Here is a 14,614-nt window from a genome sequence, read left to right on the forward strand (position 1 = left end):
GATGAAGCCCCGGCGTGAGGGATTACTGCCCGTAATAGGCATTGGCCCCATGCTTACGCAGGTAGTGCTTATCCAGCAGTTCGTTTTGCATCGCAGGGAGCTGCGGCGCAAGCTGGCGCGAGAATAGGCCCATATAGGCGCATTCTTCGAGTACTACGGCGTTATGCACGGCATCGGCGGCGTTTTTACCCCATGCGAACGGGCCATGAGAATGCACCAGCACCGCCGGGATTTGTGCCGGACTCCTGCCACGTTCTTCGAAGGTTTCAATGATCACTTCGCCGGTCTGATATTCATATTCGCCGTTAATCTCCTCTGCGGTCATCTGTCGCGTGCAGGGGATGGCACCATAGAAATAATCAGCGTGCGTGGTGCCCCAGGCGGGGAGATCCAGCCCGGCCTGCGACCAGATGGTGGCGTGGCGTGAGTGGGTATGCACAATGCCACCGATTTCGGCGTAGCGACGGTAAAGCGCCAGATGCGTTGGCGTGTCGGACGAGGGCTTTTTGCTACCTTCCACCACCTTGCCGCTGGCTATCTCAACCACCACCATATCGTCGGCGGTCATCACGTCATACTCGACGCCGGAAGGTTTGATTACCATCCATTGCCGCGTTTCGTCTACCGCGCTGACATTGCCCCAGGTGAACGTCACCAGATGGTGAGCGGGAAGCGCCAGATTCGCCGCCAGCACGTCGGCTTTCAGTTGCTCTAACATATAAATCCAGCCTCCTGCATACGCGCTTCAATCCAACGCCGCGCCTGAATAATCTCCAGCACCGGCTCTTTGGCTTTTTCGGTCCACATCTCAATCAGGAAAGAACCGCGATAGTTCAGTTTATGCAGCGTTTTGAAGATGCCAACGAAATCGACGCAGCCTTCGCCAAACGGCACGTCGCGGAACTGTCCGGGACTTTGCTCGGTAACTGGCTGGGTGTCTTTCAGGTGGATCGCGGCGATACGGTCAATGCCCAGTTTCAGTTCGGCGGGAACATCATTGCCCCAGGCGCTGAGGTTGCCGACGTCCGGGTAGACGGTGAACCACGGCGAGGCGAGCATCTCGTCCCACTTTTTCCATTTACTGATGGAGTTCATAAACGCGGTGTCCATAATCTCCACCGCTAGCATGACTTGTGATGCCGCCGCCTGTTCGACCGCCCACGCCAGCCCTTCAGCAAAACGTTGCCGGGTGCCTTCATCGTGGTCTTCGTAATAGACGTCGTAGCCCGCCAGCTGGATGGTGCGTATGCCGAGATCGCGTGCCAGACGAATCGCTTTGCTCATGATCTCCCGTGCTCGCTGGCGTACCGCGTCGTCACGGCTACCAAAAGGAAAGCGACGATGTGCGGACAGGCACATCGACGGGATCCCAACACCCGTTTCGATCATCGCGGCAACCAGCGAAGTCCTTTGTGCGGTGCTCCAGTCAAGACGTGAGAGCCGTTCGTCGGTTTCATCCACCGACATTTCGACAAAATCAAAACCGCAGCTTTTTGCCAGCACCAGCCGCTCCGGCCAGGAGAGATCTTTCGCCAGCGCTTTTTCATAAATCCCTAACGGATGATTACGCACGCGCACCTCCCCAGATAGCGTCGATTTGCGCATGGAAATCGCCAGCCACTTGCGCCGGATTTGCCGCGCCTGCCAGTGCCCGCCCGGCAATAAACGCTTTCACGCGGATATCTTTAAACAGCGGCAGGTCAGCAGGGGTAATCCCGCCAGTAATGGAAAGCTCAAGGCCGATATCTGAAAGCGCCTTCATGCGTGCCAGATCGGCTTCGCCCCACTGTTGCCCGCTGGCCTGTGCATCACGACCGCGATGATAAATGGCCTGCCGCACGCCAATACGATGCCAGTCGCGGGCGTCGTCCAGCGTCCAGTTACCGAACAGCTCTATCTGAATTTCACCCCCGCAGCGTTGTGCCATTGCGTGGCCTTTTTCTACCGTCGCGAGCGGCGCGGCGCAGATGATGGTCATCCAGTTAGCGCCTGCGCCAAACGCCTGTTGCGCGAGCGTTTCACCAGCGTCGGCGACCTTCCAGTCAGCAACGATGATTTTGTCCGGGCACTGTTCGCGCAAGGCTTTCACCGCGCCAAGCCCTTCGTTTAAACAGAGAATGGTGCCCGCTTCGACGATATCGACGCTGTCTTTTAACAGCGTCACGTCGCGCTGCGCGGCTTCAAGTGATGAGTGGTCGAGGGCCAGTTGCAGAAGTGGTCGGCTCATAATGTGTGCTCCTTAATGCGGGCGTGAAAGCCCTGAAGTGCGGCAATGAGATGCTGATAACGTTGATATTTTTTTTGGTAAAGCTGATGGGCGGTCATATCTGGCAGCAGGGTGCGCACCGGGTGTCGCAAGTCACGTTGGGCTTCGCTGAAGTTGTGATAAACCCCGGTGCCGACGCGGGCGGCAAGGGCCGCACCAAAGCAGCCGGTTTCTTCCACCTGCGGCAGCTCGATACGCAGACCGCTGACGTCCGCCAGCATTTGCATCCAGACATCGGAGTGCGCCGGGCCGCCAGTGACGCGTAGGGTGTGAACATCAGTAAAACGTTCGCGCATTCGGTTGAGGTGGGTCATATGGCTGAACACCACCCCTTCATAGATGGCCTGCAACAGGTGCGCGCGGGTGTGAATGGCCTGCATCCCGTAGAAACCACTGGTCATCTCGAGTCCGGCGTTGCTGCCGTACAGGAACGGCAGGAAAAAGAGATCGCCCCCAGCCTTCGGCAAGCTGGCAACGGCCTGATTGATCTCATCAAACGAGATTTCTCCCCACTGTGCGGTAAACCATTCGAGGTTGCCGGAAGAGGTAGGGCTGGCTTCGTGAACGATAAATTCACCATCGTTAACGTAGCGACCATAGACATACGGATGCGCTTCACCGTCACGTAAACCGCGGGTTATGCCGCTGGTCACCGCCCAGGTCCCCATCACCGCATTGAGGGTAAATTCGTCTTCGATCCCGGCGCAGAGTGCGGTGGAAACCACATCAAACAGGCCGCCAACAACGGGCGTACCCGCTTTCAGACCGGTCAGGGCGGCTGTCTGAGCGGTGATCTCCCCGCAGATTTCGGCAGATCCGACAACAGGCGGCAGGGCGTGATTGATTTCAGCGATCCCCAGCCAGTCGGTGAGGCACGGGTCATATTCCCCAAGACTCATGTTGTAGAGGTTGGACTCGGAAATATTGCTCTCTTCACAGCCTTTGACGCCAGTTAAACACCAGCGCAGGTAGTCGTGCGTCATCATCACGCAGCCAATTTGCGCGTAGCGTTCTGGTTCGTGCTCTTTCAGCCAGCGTAACAGCGACACCGGATGCCCGGTCCACAAGGTTTGTCGGGTCAGCGGGTAGAGTTTTTCCGGGATGCCATCTTCCTGCCAGCGACGAACGATTTCCATCGCCCGGCGGTCCGAGGACAAAATAGCATTCCCGAGCGGTTTGTCGTTTTTATCCAGCAAAAACAAGCCCTTTCCCTGTGCGGAGATGCCGATACCGACAATTTGTTCCCCGCTAACACCAGAATGAGTAAGCAGGGCGCGAATGACAGCCATGCAGCATTGCCACAGTTCTGCCATATCGCGCTCTGCCCAGCCTGGCTGCGGGCTTAATGCGCACAGCGGCAGGCGCTGCACGCCTGCCTCCCGGCCTTCGCGGTCATACAGCCCGGCTTTCAGCCAGCTACCGCCACAATCTAACCCCAGCCAGTATTGCGTCATGGTTTATTGCACCTCATCCACGGCTTTCAGCAGATCAGCTCCCTGCGGCACATCTTTAACAAACATGTCGCGAACCTGATTCCCCAGTGCGTCGCTAAAGGCTTTGCGGTCGAGATCGGTGATGACTTCCACGCCCGCTTCTTTCATGCCGTCGATGATTTTTTGCTGATCTTCAGCAACCAGTTTGCGCTGATAGTTACCCGCTTCTTGTGCAGATGAAACTAGCGCCTGCTGGAACTCCGGACTTAAGCCATCAAACTTCGCTTTGTTGATCACCACCAGAAGCGGGGAATAGGCGTGGTGCGTCAGAGAAAGGAACTTCTGCACTTCGAAAAATTTTGCTGACCAGACGACGTTGATCGGGTGTTCCTGAGCGTCGATAGTGCGGGTTTCCAGCCCGGTATAGACTTCGGCAAACGGCATCGGGATCGGGTTAGCGCCAAAGACTTTGAATGCGGCGATATTCATCGGGCTATTGTTGGTGCGGATTTTCAGCCCTTTCAGGTCGGCGGGGGTTTTAACCGGTGCGCGCGAGTTGGTGACATCGCGCCAGCCGTTTTCCCAGTAGGCCAGTACTTTCAGTCCTTTACCTTCAAGTGAGGCTTTCAGATCATCACCGACTTTGCCGTCGAGCGTTTTATGCGCGTGAGCGGTATCGCGGAACAGGAAAGGGACATCAAGCAAGTTCATCACTGGTGATAACCCGGCAAAGTTATTCGAGCCGGACATTTCCATATCGATGGTGCCGCCACGTACGCCGCTGATCATCGCCTGCGCGTTACCGAGAGTGCTGTCCGGGAACAGTTTTAATTTCAGCTCGCCTTTGGTTCTCTCCTGCAATAAATCATTGAATTTTTTCGCCGCAATATGTTGCGAGTCGGTTTGTGATGTTTCATAACCGAAACGTAAAGATTGTGCCGCCAGAGAAGATGTGCTGAATGCAGCCAGGCCAGCAATGAATAATGCGTAGGTTACAGAGCGTAATTTCATAATATTTTCCTTTTAATTAATCCATTTCAAAGGGAGGATGATGAGATCGGGAATAAAAACAAATACGACTAATAATGAATATAAAACCAGGACGTAAGGGAAAACGCCTCTGACTGCATCATCGAATTTGAGTTTTGCCACCCCTGAAATAACGTTAAGTACATTACCGATAGGCGGTGTAATTAAGCCGATTGAGCAGTTAATGATAAACATGACACCGAAATAAATCGGATCGATTCCTGCCTCTTTAACTAAAGGCATTAATACCGGGGTAAGAATTAATACTGTCGGCGTTAAATCCATGACCATGCCGACAATCAGGATAGCCACCATAATGACGATAAACAGCAGACGCGGTGAATCGACCAACGGTTGCAGTAAATCAGAAACCATCATCGGCAGTTCAGCAATGGTAATCAGCCAGGCGGAAACTTGTGCCGAGGCCACCAGAAACATAACCACTGAGGTGGTTTTCGCCGCGCCAATGAGTACATGCCAAAGTGTGGCGAAGGTCATTTCACGGTAAATAACTGTGGCGACAAACAGCGCATAGAAAGCAGCAACGGCCCCGGCTTCGGTAGGGGTAAACAGACCGGAGCGAAACCCGCCAATAATGATGACTGGAAGAAACAGCGCCCAGATACCGGAGACAAAAGAGTGCCAGATTTCCTGCATCGTTGCTTTTTGCTGGCGGGGTAAATTAAGGCGACTGGCCTGCCACCACCAGGTAAGCATCAGCGTTGCGCCCATCATCATGCCAGGGGCAATGCCCGCCATAAACAGCTTACTGATGGATAATCCGCTGGAAACGCCGAAGATAATAAACGGAATGGAAGGGGGAATAATTGGCGCGATAATGCCGCCAGAGGCAATCAGCCCCGCCGCCCGGTTGACCGGATAGTTGGCGCTGCGCATCATCGGCACCAGTAGAGCGGCAACGGCGGCGGTATCCGCAACGGCAGAACCAGAAAGGCTCGCCATAATCATAGCTGCCAGCACGCCGACGTAGCCCAGCCCGCCTGGTTTATGCCCCACCAGTTTCATCGGCAGGTCAACAATGCGTTTTGACAAGCCGCCCGCATTCATGATTTCACCCGCCAGCACAAAGAACGGAATCGCCAGCAGGGAGAAGCTATCGGCTCCGTTCACCAGCGTTTGTGCCATGATCTGGACATCAAACATGTCCAGCCAGAACATTAACGCCGCCCCGCACAACAACAGTGCCCAGGCAATAGGCAAACCGATAGCAATACCACCCAACAGACAGCCCAGAAAAATCAGCACAGCCATGATTAAGCTCCTTGCGGTGGCGACGTTAGAGAATTGCTACGCGTGATGAGTTGATATAAATGACGCAGTTCAAAGAATGCGATAACGAGGCTGGTGGGCAGACAAGCGGCATACATCAGGCCGATGGGTAAACCGAGGATCGGTGAATAATCGCTCCAGTCCTGAATTGTTTTTAGCGTTGCGCCCCAGGCCAGTGCGCCACAAATAAATAAGATTAAGGAATGGGTAACCAGAGCGACTCGTCGCTGCCATGCGGGGGAGAGTTTCTCCACCAGAAAGGTGACCTGAACGTGGGCGTTATCCATAAAAGCTACAATCGCGCCAATAAACGTTAACCAGACAAATAAATAACGTGACAATTCATCAACAGATAAAATGCTTGTCTGAAAACCATATCTTAAAATAATGTTTATAAATACAATACAGGAAAGTACGGCGAGATTAATCGCCAGTATTGCTTCGAGTATTTTTTTCATAGCTATTCCTTGAGGCTATGTCTGTCATAATTCAAGTCGCATGTGCAGCAACCTGAATTATTAATATAGTTAGAGCAATAACATTACCCAGGCGTTCTGGCGTAGACGATTATTCGATTAATTCAGCGCCGTTAATGCGACTTTAACCACAATTTTTCGTATCTCAGAGGCTGTTTGCATAATACAACCTGGTCGGTGAACATCCTGCGGAAAGAAAATTGCGTAGCTGCCCGGTATCATTTCTATAAATGATTCATGTTCACTGTCGTGATAAAAAATAATATCGCGCTGCTCTAATAGTGATTCGCTGACTTTATTATTTCCCGTATCAATAGCAATGCCGATTTTCTCTTCGCCCCACGCCAGAAACTGAATATCGATATACCGACGATGCACTTCCGGACGGTTTACCACCGCTTCGCGTGTGGTTAAATCGATAATTTGCGTATAAATATTTTTGCCGTCGATTTCGACAACGCCCGGCTCCAGGGCGTTGAAATCGGTAGCGCGCAGAAAATCGAGCGCCTTTTCAATGGCGGCGGGCAAACGGCACGGATTGGGCTGCGCGATATGTCCAAAAATCATGACTTATCTCCTCATAACGCCTGGATTTTGGCCCACACGCTGTCATCAACAGTGATGCCGTTACGGCGGTTTTCGGCCAGCAGGGTAGTAAATTCATGGCCGGGTAAGCGAATGGCCTGATTTTCGTCAGCACGCTCGGCACTAGTAACGTAATCCATGATGCGTTGCAGCTTGGCATCGCGGGTGGGACCGTCGATAAGCTTGTCCACTTCAATGGCAATAAAAATTTGTGAAATGCCGTATTCGTCGCTGTTGTCCTGGGTGACTTCGGCAACGGATGCGCCGTCGGAAAGGAGAGTAGCGATCATATCCAGCACAATCGACATGCCAGAACCTTTCCAGTAGCCCATCGGCAAAATGCGGCGATTCTTCTCGATAACGCCAGGTTCTTTGGTCAAATTGCCCTCATCATCAAAGCCACCATCTACCGGGAGCTGACGACCTGCCAGACGGTTAACTTCTAACATGCCGTAAGAGAACATCGACATCGACATATCGACCATGGTGATCGGCGTGGAAGGAATGGCGACGATCAGCGGGTTAGTGCCGATGCGACACTCTTTTGCGCCCCACGGCGGCATTACGGCGATGGAGTTGGTCCAGCAAATGCCAATATAGCCTTTTTCCGCCGCCTGCCAGCCGTAGCTGCCGCCGCGCATCCAGTGGTTGGCATTACGTAGTGCCACCAGACCAATACCGTGATCGGCAGCCAGTTCAATGGCGCGATCCATCATCTTTTTCGCTGTCAGGTTACCGATCGAACGCTGGGCGTCCCACTGTTCAATTGCGCCGAGGCTGGTTATACGTTTGGGTTGGGCATCAGGAATGATATCGCCGTTTTCCAGTTGTTGAATGAAACGAGGGAAACGATTAACGCCGTGAGAATAAACGCCGGATTCGGTGGTGCGGGCGAACATCTCTGCACAGGCGTCAGCCGTTTCGCTGTCAACGCCGCGTGAAATTAAGACCCGATTAAAGGCTGCTTTTAACTGCTCAAATGTAACTTTCATCCCAGGCTTCCTTGTTTTTTTGATCGCTTTTTTGGCTTAAAATTTCAATATGCGAAACATGATTTCAAATATATCGATCACTTTTTAACAAAGCAATCTGATTGATGAATTTCAAAAGACATAAAAATCAAGTGGTTATAAATTATCTGTCGAGATCGTGAACTACGGCACACTTTGCGCTACCATCAGGACGCGACAAAATGGGGAAAGAAGTGATGGGAAAAAAAGAGAACGAGATGGCGCAGGAAAAAGAGCGTCCAGCCGGAAGCCAGAGTCTGTTTCGCGGGTTGATGCTGATTGAGATTTTGAGCAACTATCCAAACGGTTGTCCGTTGGCGCATCTTTCGGAGCTGGCTGGTTTAAATAAGAGTACCGTCCATCGCTTATTGCAGGGATTACAGTCCTGCGGCTATGTGACCACCGCGCCCGCCGCAGGGAGTTACCGCCTGACTACCAAATTTATTGCCGTCGGGCAGAAGGCGCTGTCTTCGCTGAATATCATTCATATCGCCGCTCCGCATCTTGAGGCACTGAACATCGCCACTGGTGAAACCATTAACTTCTCCAGCCGCGAAGACGATCACGCTATTTTGATTTATAAGCTGGAGCCGACAACCGGGATGCTGCGAACCCGTGCCTATATTGGCCAGCATATGCCGCTCTACTGTTCCGCAATGGGCAAGATCTACATGGCGTTTGGTCACCCGGACTACGTGAAGTCATACTGGGAAAGCCATCAGCATGAGATCCAGCCGTTAACCCGCAATACCATTACCGAGCTGCCCGCGATGTTCGACGAACTGGCGCACATTCGTGAAAGCGGAGCGGCGATGGACAGAGAAGAAAACGAACTCGGCGTCTCCTGTATTGCTGTTCCGGTGTTTGATATTCATGGGCGGGTGCCGTACGCCGTGTCGATTTCGCTTTCGACATCACGTCTGAAACAGGTGGGGGAGAAAAATCTCCTGAAACCACTGCGTGAAACCGCGCAGGCTATTTCTAATGAACTGGGATTTACTGTCAGGGACGACCTGGGCGCGATCACATAACGCTTTGGACAAGTGCCAAAACTTTAACATTTCCTTCGTTGGATCAAAGCAGTAGGGACGCGCTCTCTGGCACTCTGCTGTTTTAGTGCAAAGGAGTGATCATGAACCGGTTTATTATTGCGGATGCGACGAAATGTATCGGTTGCCGTACCTGTGAAGTGGCTTGCGCAGTGTCGCATCATGAGAATCAGGATTGCGCTGCGTTGTCACCAGACGAGTTTATTTCCCGTATTCGTGTCATTAAAGACCACTGCTGGACCACGGCAGTAGCCTGTCATCAGTGTGAAGATGCACCGTGCGCGAATGTCTGCCCTGTTGACGCGATAAGCCGCGAACATGGGCATATTTTCGTTGAACAAACACGTTGCATTGGCTGTAAAAGCTGTATGCTGGCTTGCCCGTTTGGTGCGATGGAGGTCGTTTCTTCGCGCAAAAAGGCGAGGGCGATTAAGTGCGATCTGTGCTGGCATCGGGAGACGGGACCGGCCTGTGTTGAAGCCTGCCCGACAAAGGCGTTGCAGTGCATGGATGTCGAGAAAGTGCAGCGGCATCGGCTACGGCAGCAGCCTGTTTGAAACGTTTTCCGGCGTTTCTCAACGCCGGAACAGTGCGCTTTGTTTATGCCAGATGCGGCGTAAACGCCTTATCCGGCCTACAAATTCTTCCAAATTCAATATATTGCAGAAATCATGTAGGCCTGATAAGCGTAGCGCATCAGGCAATTTTTAGTGACTTTCAGCCCAGGCTCTTTCTATCTCTTCCGCCAGAATCTTCACCCCCGCCTCAATTTTCTCCGGCTCTGGTACGTAGTTCATGCGCATACATTGATGCGTATGCGGCCACGGTTTATCCAGCCCTGGGAAGAAGTTGTGCCCCGGCACCATCAGCACGCCGCGTGCTTTCAGGCGCTGATAGAGCTGCTCGGTCGTAATGGGCAAATCCTTAAACCATAGCCAGAGGAAAATGGCTCCTTCCGGTTTATGAATCAGGCAGCGATTTTCCGGTAAATAGCGGCGAATGATGGCGATAGTTTCCTGAACACGCTGGTAGTAAAACGGTTTGATGACTGTTTCAGACAGGCGCAGCAGATCGTTACGCTTAATCATTTCACACATCATCGCCGGACCAATACCGCCAGGTGCCAGGCTGATAATGCCGTTCATATTGGTGATGGCGGTGATGATTTTTTCATTGGCGATGATAATGCCGCAGCGGGAGCCAGGTAGACCCAGCTTGGAAAGACTCATGCACAGCACGATATTCGGATTCCATAGCGGGCGCGCTTCACTGAAGATGATACCCGGGAACGGGACGCCATAAGCGTTATCAATCACCAGCGGAATGCCGTGTTGATTCGCCAGCGCGTCAAGCTTCAGCAACTCTTCGTCAGTAATCACATTGCCTGTTGGATTCGTCGGCCGGGAGACGCAAATCATCCCGGTTTCTTCGCCAATATGCAGATGCTCAAAATCGACGTGGTATTTAAACTGGCCTTCCGGCAGCAGTTCAATATTCGGACGCGCAGAGACAAACAGATCTTCTTCCAGTCCGGCGTCAGCATAGCCAATGTATTCCGGTGCAAGCGGGAACAGCACTTTTTTGACCCGACCATCGGCACGGCGTCCGGCAAACAGGTTAAATAAGTAGAAAAACGCGCTCTGGCTGCCGTTTGTTAGTGCAATATTCTGTGGTTCGATATCCCAACCCAACTTCTCGCGCAGCATTCCGGCAAGCAGTGTGAGTAGCTCCGTTTTCCCCTGTGGACCGTCGTAGTTACACAGTGCATCAGTCGCTTTGCCACTTTCCAGCATGTCGGTCAGTAGCGTCTGGAAGTAGTCCTGCATTTCCGGGATCTGCGCCGGATTACCGCCGCCGAGCATAATCGCGCCAGGCGTGCGTAAACCGTCGTTCAGATCTTCCATCAACAGCGTAATGCCGGAGTGGCGGGTAAATTTGTCACCAAAAAGGGAGAATGTCATAGCGGGATATCTGTCGAACTCTGTAGCAAGGAAGGTAACAATAACGCTACATTTGCTGGGGTGCAAATCGGTCTGTTGAAGAGTGAGCGGTGCTTTATCCTGCAACGCTGATTAGGGCTGACATTTTATCCTGGTTGGCGGCTTCCCGAGGTACTGACGAACGGGAAGCCGGAAAAGTTACTGTTGCCCTGCCCAGACGACCAGCACTTTATCGTCGCCATGCTCACGAACAAAGCCGTAGCCCTGCTTCAGCAAAAGTGTCGTTTGTTTGCCCGCGCCAATTGCGGGATGGCGGGCGCGGAACTGGCTGATTTTCTGCCAGTGCGCGACGCTGGCGGCAGATTTACCGCTAACATCCTGCCAGTTCATATCCGAACGTGTACCTTGCAGCGGATCAGAACCTGTAGGACCGAACGGACGCGAGGATTCATCACCATAAAAGATTTGTACCGCGCCTGGCGCTAATAGTAATAACTCTGCTGCTTTGTCGCCCCCTTCACGGAACAGGCGGGTATCATGCGACGAGAGGTAGCTCAACACGTTGAAACCCTGCAATTTCTCCGCCATTTGCTGCCAGGTCGTATCCATCTGCGCCAGACAGTCGACTGCTTTCGCCGCCTGCTCCTGATAATCGAAATTGATCATCGCATCGAAGCCGTGGCGATAGTAGTCACTTTGCATCACGCCGTGGCCCCAGGCTTCACCGGTCATCCAGAAAGGTTTGTCATCTAATGCTTTGTCGGGGTTAGCTTTTTTCCATTCGCGAAGCGCGGCGCTGGCTTCGGTTTTCAGTTGCTGCCAGGCGGGCAACTCAACATGTTTGGCGGTATCGACCCGAAAACCATCAATCCCATAGTCGCGGACCCACTGACTTAACCAGTGGGTTAAGTAATCGCGCGGCGTATAGCCGTCAATGGCTTTGGCGTGGGTATCCATTTTGTTTTTATAGAACACCGGCAGACCAGAAGCGGTAGTTGATTCGGTTTTGATATCCGGCAAAAAGGCTAGCGACATAGTGAGATCGTCGAATCCAGGATTGTCGTAATCGCCGATATCCGTTCTGATCCAGTTTTTTCCCCACCATTTATCCCAGCCTGTTTTGTCGCTGAAATTAATGTAATCGTTAAAGCTATGCCAGGTTTGCCCGGCGGCAGGTTTCCAGTCGCTCCAGCGTTCACCCAGCGATTTTTTCACTTCGTCACCAGAAAGATATAACGCGCCAAACTGATACTCCTGCATATCCGCCAGCGTGGCATAGCCGGTGTGGTTCATCACGACATCAAAGAGAATACGAATACCGCGCTGATGTGCGCTATCAACCAGCGTCCGTAGATCGGCTTCGTTGCCCATATTGGCATCAAGATTCGTCCAGTCCTGTGTGTAATAACCGTGGTAGGCATAATGCGGGAAATCGCCTTTTGTACCGCCGCCGACCCAGCCGTGAATTTGCTCAAATGGGGCGCTTATCCATAAAGCATTAACGCCCAACTGCTGGAGGTAATCCAGTTTGTTGGTCAGGCCGCGTAAATCGCCGCCGTGAAAAGTGCCAATTTCCGCCATACCGTCTTTATGACGTCCGTAACTCTGGTCATTACTGGGATCGCCGTTTTCGAAACGATCTGTCAGCACAAAGTAAACCGTGGCGTTATGCCAGTCGAAAGGGGCGGATGTGTCAGTTTCTGCCCGTTCCAGCAGGAGTAAACCGTTGCTGGTGGCAGCGGGTTGTAACATTATTTGACCGTTCTTCACTATCGCAATTTGCTGGCTGTAATAATCCCGTACGGCGGCTCCTTCCGGGAAAGTGGCGCTGACATCCACTGTGAGCGGTAATCCATCCCATTTCGGGCATTCACGGACCAGGCTTGCTACCGGTTCGGCGGCGTTCTGGATGGAAATCATCAATGTTGGCGTACCGGAGCGGGTGTCTATTTGCAGCGTATATTCGCCGTCCCTGAACAATCGCCATTGAGGCGGCGTGTTGCTACAAGGTTGCAGGGAAAGCATCTGATTGAGTTTTATCGCATCCGCAGGCTGCCAGCACTGTTGGTCAAAATTTAGCGTTAGTGGACGCGTACCTTTGGGCAACTGCGCGTGGCTGACAAATGTTCCTGTCCCCTGTTCGCTAAAGGCGGGAAACCCCGGAGAAGTCCAGCTGGCGGCAACGGCGAAGCCAGGAAGGAGTGTCAGAAAACAGGCGGCGAGTTTCATGGCGGATGAGTCCTTATTGCTGCGATTTCAGACAGTTTGCCAGCGATAAGCCAAACAAAACTCATCCCTGAGCGGTAAGTCCACAGGATGAGAAGCAAGGGTGAGCGATCTCGCGCAAAAAACGGCTGAATTTTGCGATAACCCCCACATTTTCTGCGATTTAGCGCCAATCTGAATCGTTAACACGTGACATAGTTTCAGATTTGGACTATTCCTTGGGGTGCTCTTGACAGCTATTTTTGATATGATTTGAGATTCAACTCTCAAATTTGTGAAAAATATAAGGTGTTGGAATGATTAAATCCGACCAGGAGACCTGATGATTTTGACTCCCATACGACGATATGGGGCGATGATTCTTATGTTACTCACTCTGGTGTTTTCGAGTGAGGTGTTAGCGAAGACGCACACAACAACAGCGAGTCAAAAGTCCCACTTAACTAAAGCTAGTAATAAACAGGTAAGCAGTAAACAAGAGTATTCTCGCAATAGTGCAAAGAGTAGTTCACTTCCTGATTTGCGAAAATACCCTTCCGGAACACCAAGGAAAAAGGCGTTTCTCCGGACCGTAATGCCTTACATTACCAGCCAAAATGCGGCCATTACTGCGGAACGTAACTGGCTCATTTCAAAACAGTATCAGGGCCAATGGTCACCTGCTGAGCGTGCGCGTCTGAAAGACATCGCCAAACGCTACAAGGTGAAGTGGTCCGGTAATACGCGAAAAATCCCGTGGAATACCTTGCTTGAACGCGTAGACATTATCCCCACCAGTATGGTGGCGACGATGGCTGCAGCAGAAAGCGGTTGGGGAACGTCGAAGCTGGCGCGCAACAACAACAACCTGTTCGGCATGAAATGCATGAAAGGACGTTGTACCAATGCGCCAGGTAAAGTGAAAGGGTACTCACAGTTTAGTTCTGTCAAAGAATCGGTGAGCGCCTATGTCACTAACCTGAATACGCACCCGGCTTACTCTTCGTTCCGTAAATCGCGTGCGCAGCTGCGTAAAGCGGATCAGGAAGTGACTGCCACAGCGATGATTCACAAGCTGAAGGGCTACTCGACCAAAGGGAAGAGTTATAACAACTACCTGTTCGCAATGTACCAGGATAACCAACGGTTAATCGCGGCGCATATGTAATTGCATTTCCTTGAGCCTTATCCGACTTGTCAGTCGGATAAGGCTTTTTACTTTGTCTCAGGCAGTTGAGCTACGAGCCTGAAGCGTTGTTGGTGCGTTTTATCATGCCTGGCGGGTAGGTCGGATAAGGCGTTCACGCCGCATCCGACAACCACGCAGCGTT

General features: G+C 52.2%; 14 protein-coding genes. 3 read left to right on the forward strand and 11 right to left on the reverse strand.

From position 1 onward, the window contains the following. Positions 1–22: 22 nt before the first annotated feature. The 9 genes from araD to yiaK form a co-directional block, all read right to left on the reverse strand. The gene (araD, locus tag AB4H76_RS01180) at positions 23–718 is read right to left on the reverse strand and encodes an L-ribulose-5-phosphate 4-epimerase (RefSeq protein WP_000893142.1); all 696 of its coding nucleotides are present in this window, start codon (positions 716–718) and stop codon (positions 23–25) included. Then, positions 712–1,572 (reverse strand): L-ribulose-5-phosphate 3-epimerase, encoded by an 861-nt coding sequence (locus AB4H76_RS01185; RefSeq protein WP_001296811.1) that lies wholly within the window; start codon positions 1,570–1,572, stop codon positions 712–714. Before AB4H76_RS01185 ends, araD begins: the two co-directional genes overlap by 7 nt. Next, complete coding sequence (gene ulaD, locus AB4H76_RS01190; protein WP_000089481.1) at positions 1,565–2,227, reverse strand: 3-keto-L-gulonate-6-phosphate decarboxylase UlaD; 663 nt, start codon at positions 2,225–2,227, stop codon at positions 1,565–1,567. The genes AB4H76_RS01185 and ulaD overlap by 8 nt, the downstream gene beginning before the upstream one ends. After that, positions 2,224–3,720, reverse strand: a complete 1,497-nt coding sequence (lyxK, locus tag AB4H76_RS01195; protein WP_000196054.1) for an L-xylulokinase — start codon at positions 3,718–3,720, stop codon at positions 2,224–2,226. The genes ulaD and lyxK overlap by 4 nt, the downstream gene beginning before the upstream one ends. 3 nt (positions 3,721–3,723) lie before the next feature. Further along, on the reverse strand, positions 3,724–4,710 hold the full coding sequence (yiaO, locus tag AB4H76_RS01200) for a 2,3-diketo-L-gulonate TRAP transporter substrate-binding protein YiaO (RefSeq protein WP_000776887.1): 987 nt from the start codon (positions 4,708–4,710) through the stop codon (positions 3,724–3,726). A gap of 12 nt (positions 4,711–4,722) precedes the next feature. Next, the gene (gene yiaN, locus AB4H76_RS01205) at positions 4,723–6,000 is read right to left on the reverse strand and encodes a 2,3-diketo-L-gulonate TRAP transporter large permease YiaN (RefSeq protein WP_000279599.1); all 1,278 of its coding nucleotides are present in this window, start codon (positions 5,998–6,000) and stop codon (positions 4,723–4,725) included. A 2-nt stretch (positions 6,001–6,002) separates the two neighbouring features. Beyond that, complete coding sequence (yiaM, locus tag AB4H76_RS01210; RefSeq protein WP_000721664.1) at positions 6,003–6,476, reverse strand: 2,3-diketo-L-gulonate TRAP transporter small permease YiaM; 474 nt, start codon at positions 6,474–6,476, stop codon at positions 6,003–6,005. A gap of 117 nt (positions 6,477–6,593) precedes the next feature. After that, entirely contained in the window at positions 6,594–7,061 is a 468-nt protein-coding gene (locus AB4H76_RS01215) for a YhcH/YjgK/YiaL family protein (protein ID WP_000576077.1), read from the reverse strand. A gap of 11 nt (positions 7,062–7,072) precedes the next feature. Continuing rightward, positions 7,073–8,071 (reverse strand): 3-dehydro-L-gulonate 2-dehydrogenase, encoded by a 999-nt coding sequence (gene yiaK, locus AB4H76_RS01220; protein ID WP_000869037.1) that lies wholly within the window; start codon positions 8,069–8,071, stop codon positions 7,073–7,075. Between the two features lie 200 nt (positions 8,072–8,271). On the opposite strand from yiaK, the gene yiaJ reads away from it, so the two are divergent. Together yiaJ and AB4H76_RS01230 are read left to right on the forward strand one after the other, a co-directional pair. Continuing rightward, entirely contained in the window at positions 8,272–9,120 is an 849-nt protein-coding gene (gene yiaJ, locus AB4H76_RS01225; protein WP_000514240.1) for an IclR family transcriptional regulator YiaJ, read from the forward strand. Positions 9,121–9,221: 101 nt separating this feature from the next. After that, complete coding sequence (locus AB4H76_RS01230; protein WP_001300918.1) at positions 9,222–9,695, forward strand: 4Fe-4S dicluster domain-containing protein; 474 nt, start codon at positions 9,222–9,224, stop codon at positions 9,693–9,695. A 150-nt stretch (positions 9,696–9,845) separates the two neighbouring features. Here AB4H76_RS01230 and avtA read toward each other — a convergent pair whose 3' ends face one another. After that, complete coding sequence (gene avtA / locus AB4H76_RS01235) at positions 9,846–11,099, reverse strand: valine--pyruvate transaminase (protein ID WP_000144361.1); 1,254 nt, start codon at positions 11,097–11,099, stop codon at positions 9,846–9,848. 177 nt (positions 11,100–11,276) lie between these two features. After that, positions 11,277–13,307, reverse strand: coding sequence for an alpha-amylase (malS, locus tag AB4H76_RS01240; RefSeq protein WP_000761225.1), 2,031 nt, complete (start codon positions 13,305–13,307; stop codon positions 11,277–11,279). 319 nt (positions 13,308–13,626) lie between these two features. On the opposite strand from malS, the gene AB4H76_RS01245 reads away from it, so the two are divergent. Beyond that, the gene (locus tag AB4H76_RS01245) at positions 13,627–14,451 is read left to right on the forward strand and encodes a protein bax (RefSeq protein WP_001297957.1); all 825 of its coding nucleotides are present in this window, start codon (positions 13,627–13,629) and stop codon (positions 14,449–14,451) included. Positions 14,452–14,614 lie beyond the last annotated feature (163 nt).

The sequence above is a fragment of the Escherichia sp. UTM R2 genome, from assembly GCF_048593455.1.
Taxonomy (GTDB): domain Bacteria; phylum Pseudomonadota; class Gammaproteobacteria; order Enterobacterales; family Enterobacteriaceae; genus Escherichia; species Escherichia coli.

Bases quoted from the DNA above. Each gene is read 5' to 3' on its own strand.
- avtA (WP_000144361.1), bottom strand. From the start codon at position 11,099: ATGACATTCTCCCTTTTTGGTGACAAATTTACCCGCCACTCCGGCATT.
- yiaJ (WP_000514240.1), top strand. From the start codon at position 8,272: ATGGGGAAAGAAGTGATGGGAAAAAAAGAGAACGAGATGGCGCAGGAA.
- AB4H76_RS01215 (WP_000576077.1), bottom strand. From the start codon at position 7,061: ATGATTTTTGGACATATCGCGCAGCCCAATCCGTGCCGTTTGCCCGCC.
- ulaD (WP_000089481.1), bottom strand. From the start codon at position 2,227: ATGAGCCGACCACTTCTGCAACTGGCCCTCGACCACTCATCACTTGAA.
- yiaN (WP_000279599.1), bottom strand. From the start codon at position 6,000: ATGGCTGTGCTGATTTTTCTGGGCTGTCTGTTGGGTGGTATTGCTATC.
- yiaK (WP_000869037.1), bottom strand. From the start codon at position 8,071: ATGAAAGTTACATTTGAGCAGTTAAAAGCAGCCTTTAATCGGGTCTTA.
- AB4H76_RS01230 (WP_001300918.1), top strand. From the start codon at position 9,222: ATGAACCGGTTTATTATTGCGGATGCGACGAAATGTATCGGTTGCCGT.
- lyxK (WP_000196054.1), bottom strand. From the start codon at position 3,720: ATGACGCAATACTGGCTGGGGTTAGATTGTGGCGGTAGCTGGCTGAAA.
- AB4H76_RS01245 (WP_001297957.1), top strand. From the start codon at position 13,627: ATGATTTTGACTCCCATACGACGATATGGGGCGATGATTCTTATGTTA.
- yiaO (WP_000776887.1), bottom strand. From the start codon at position 4,710: ATGAAATTACGCTCTGTAACCTACGCATTATTCATTGCTGGCCTGGCT.
- araD (WP_000893142.1), bottom strand. From the start codon at position 718: ATGTTAGAGCAACTGAAAGCCGACGTGCTGGCGGCGAATCTGGCGCTT.
- malS (WP_000761225.1), bottom strand. From the start codon at position 13,307: ATGAAACTCGCCGCCTGTTTTCTGACACTCCTTCCTGGCTTCGCCGTT.
- yiaM (WP_000721664.1), bottom strand. From the start codon at position 6,476: ATGAAAAAAATACTCGAAGCAATACTGGCGATTAATCTCGCCGTACTT.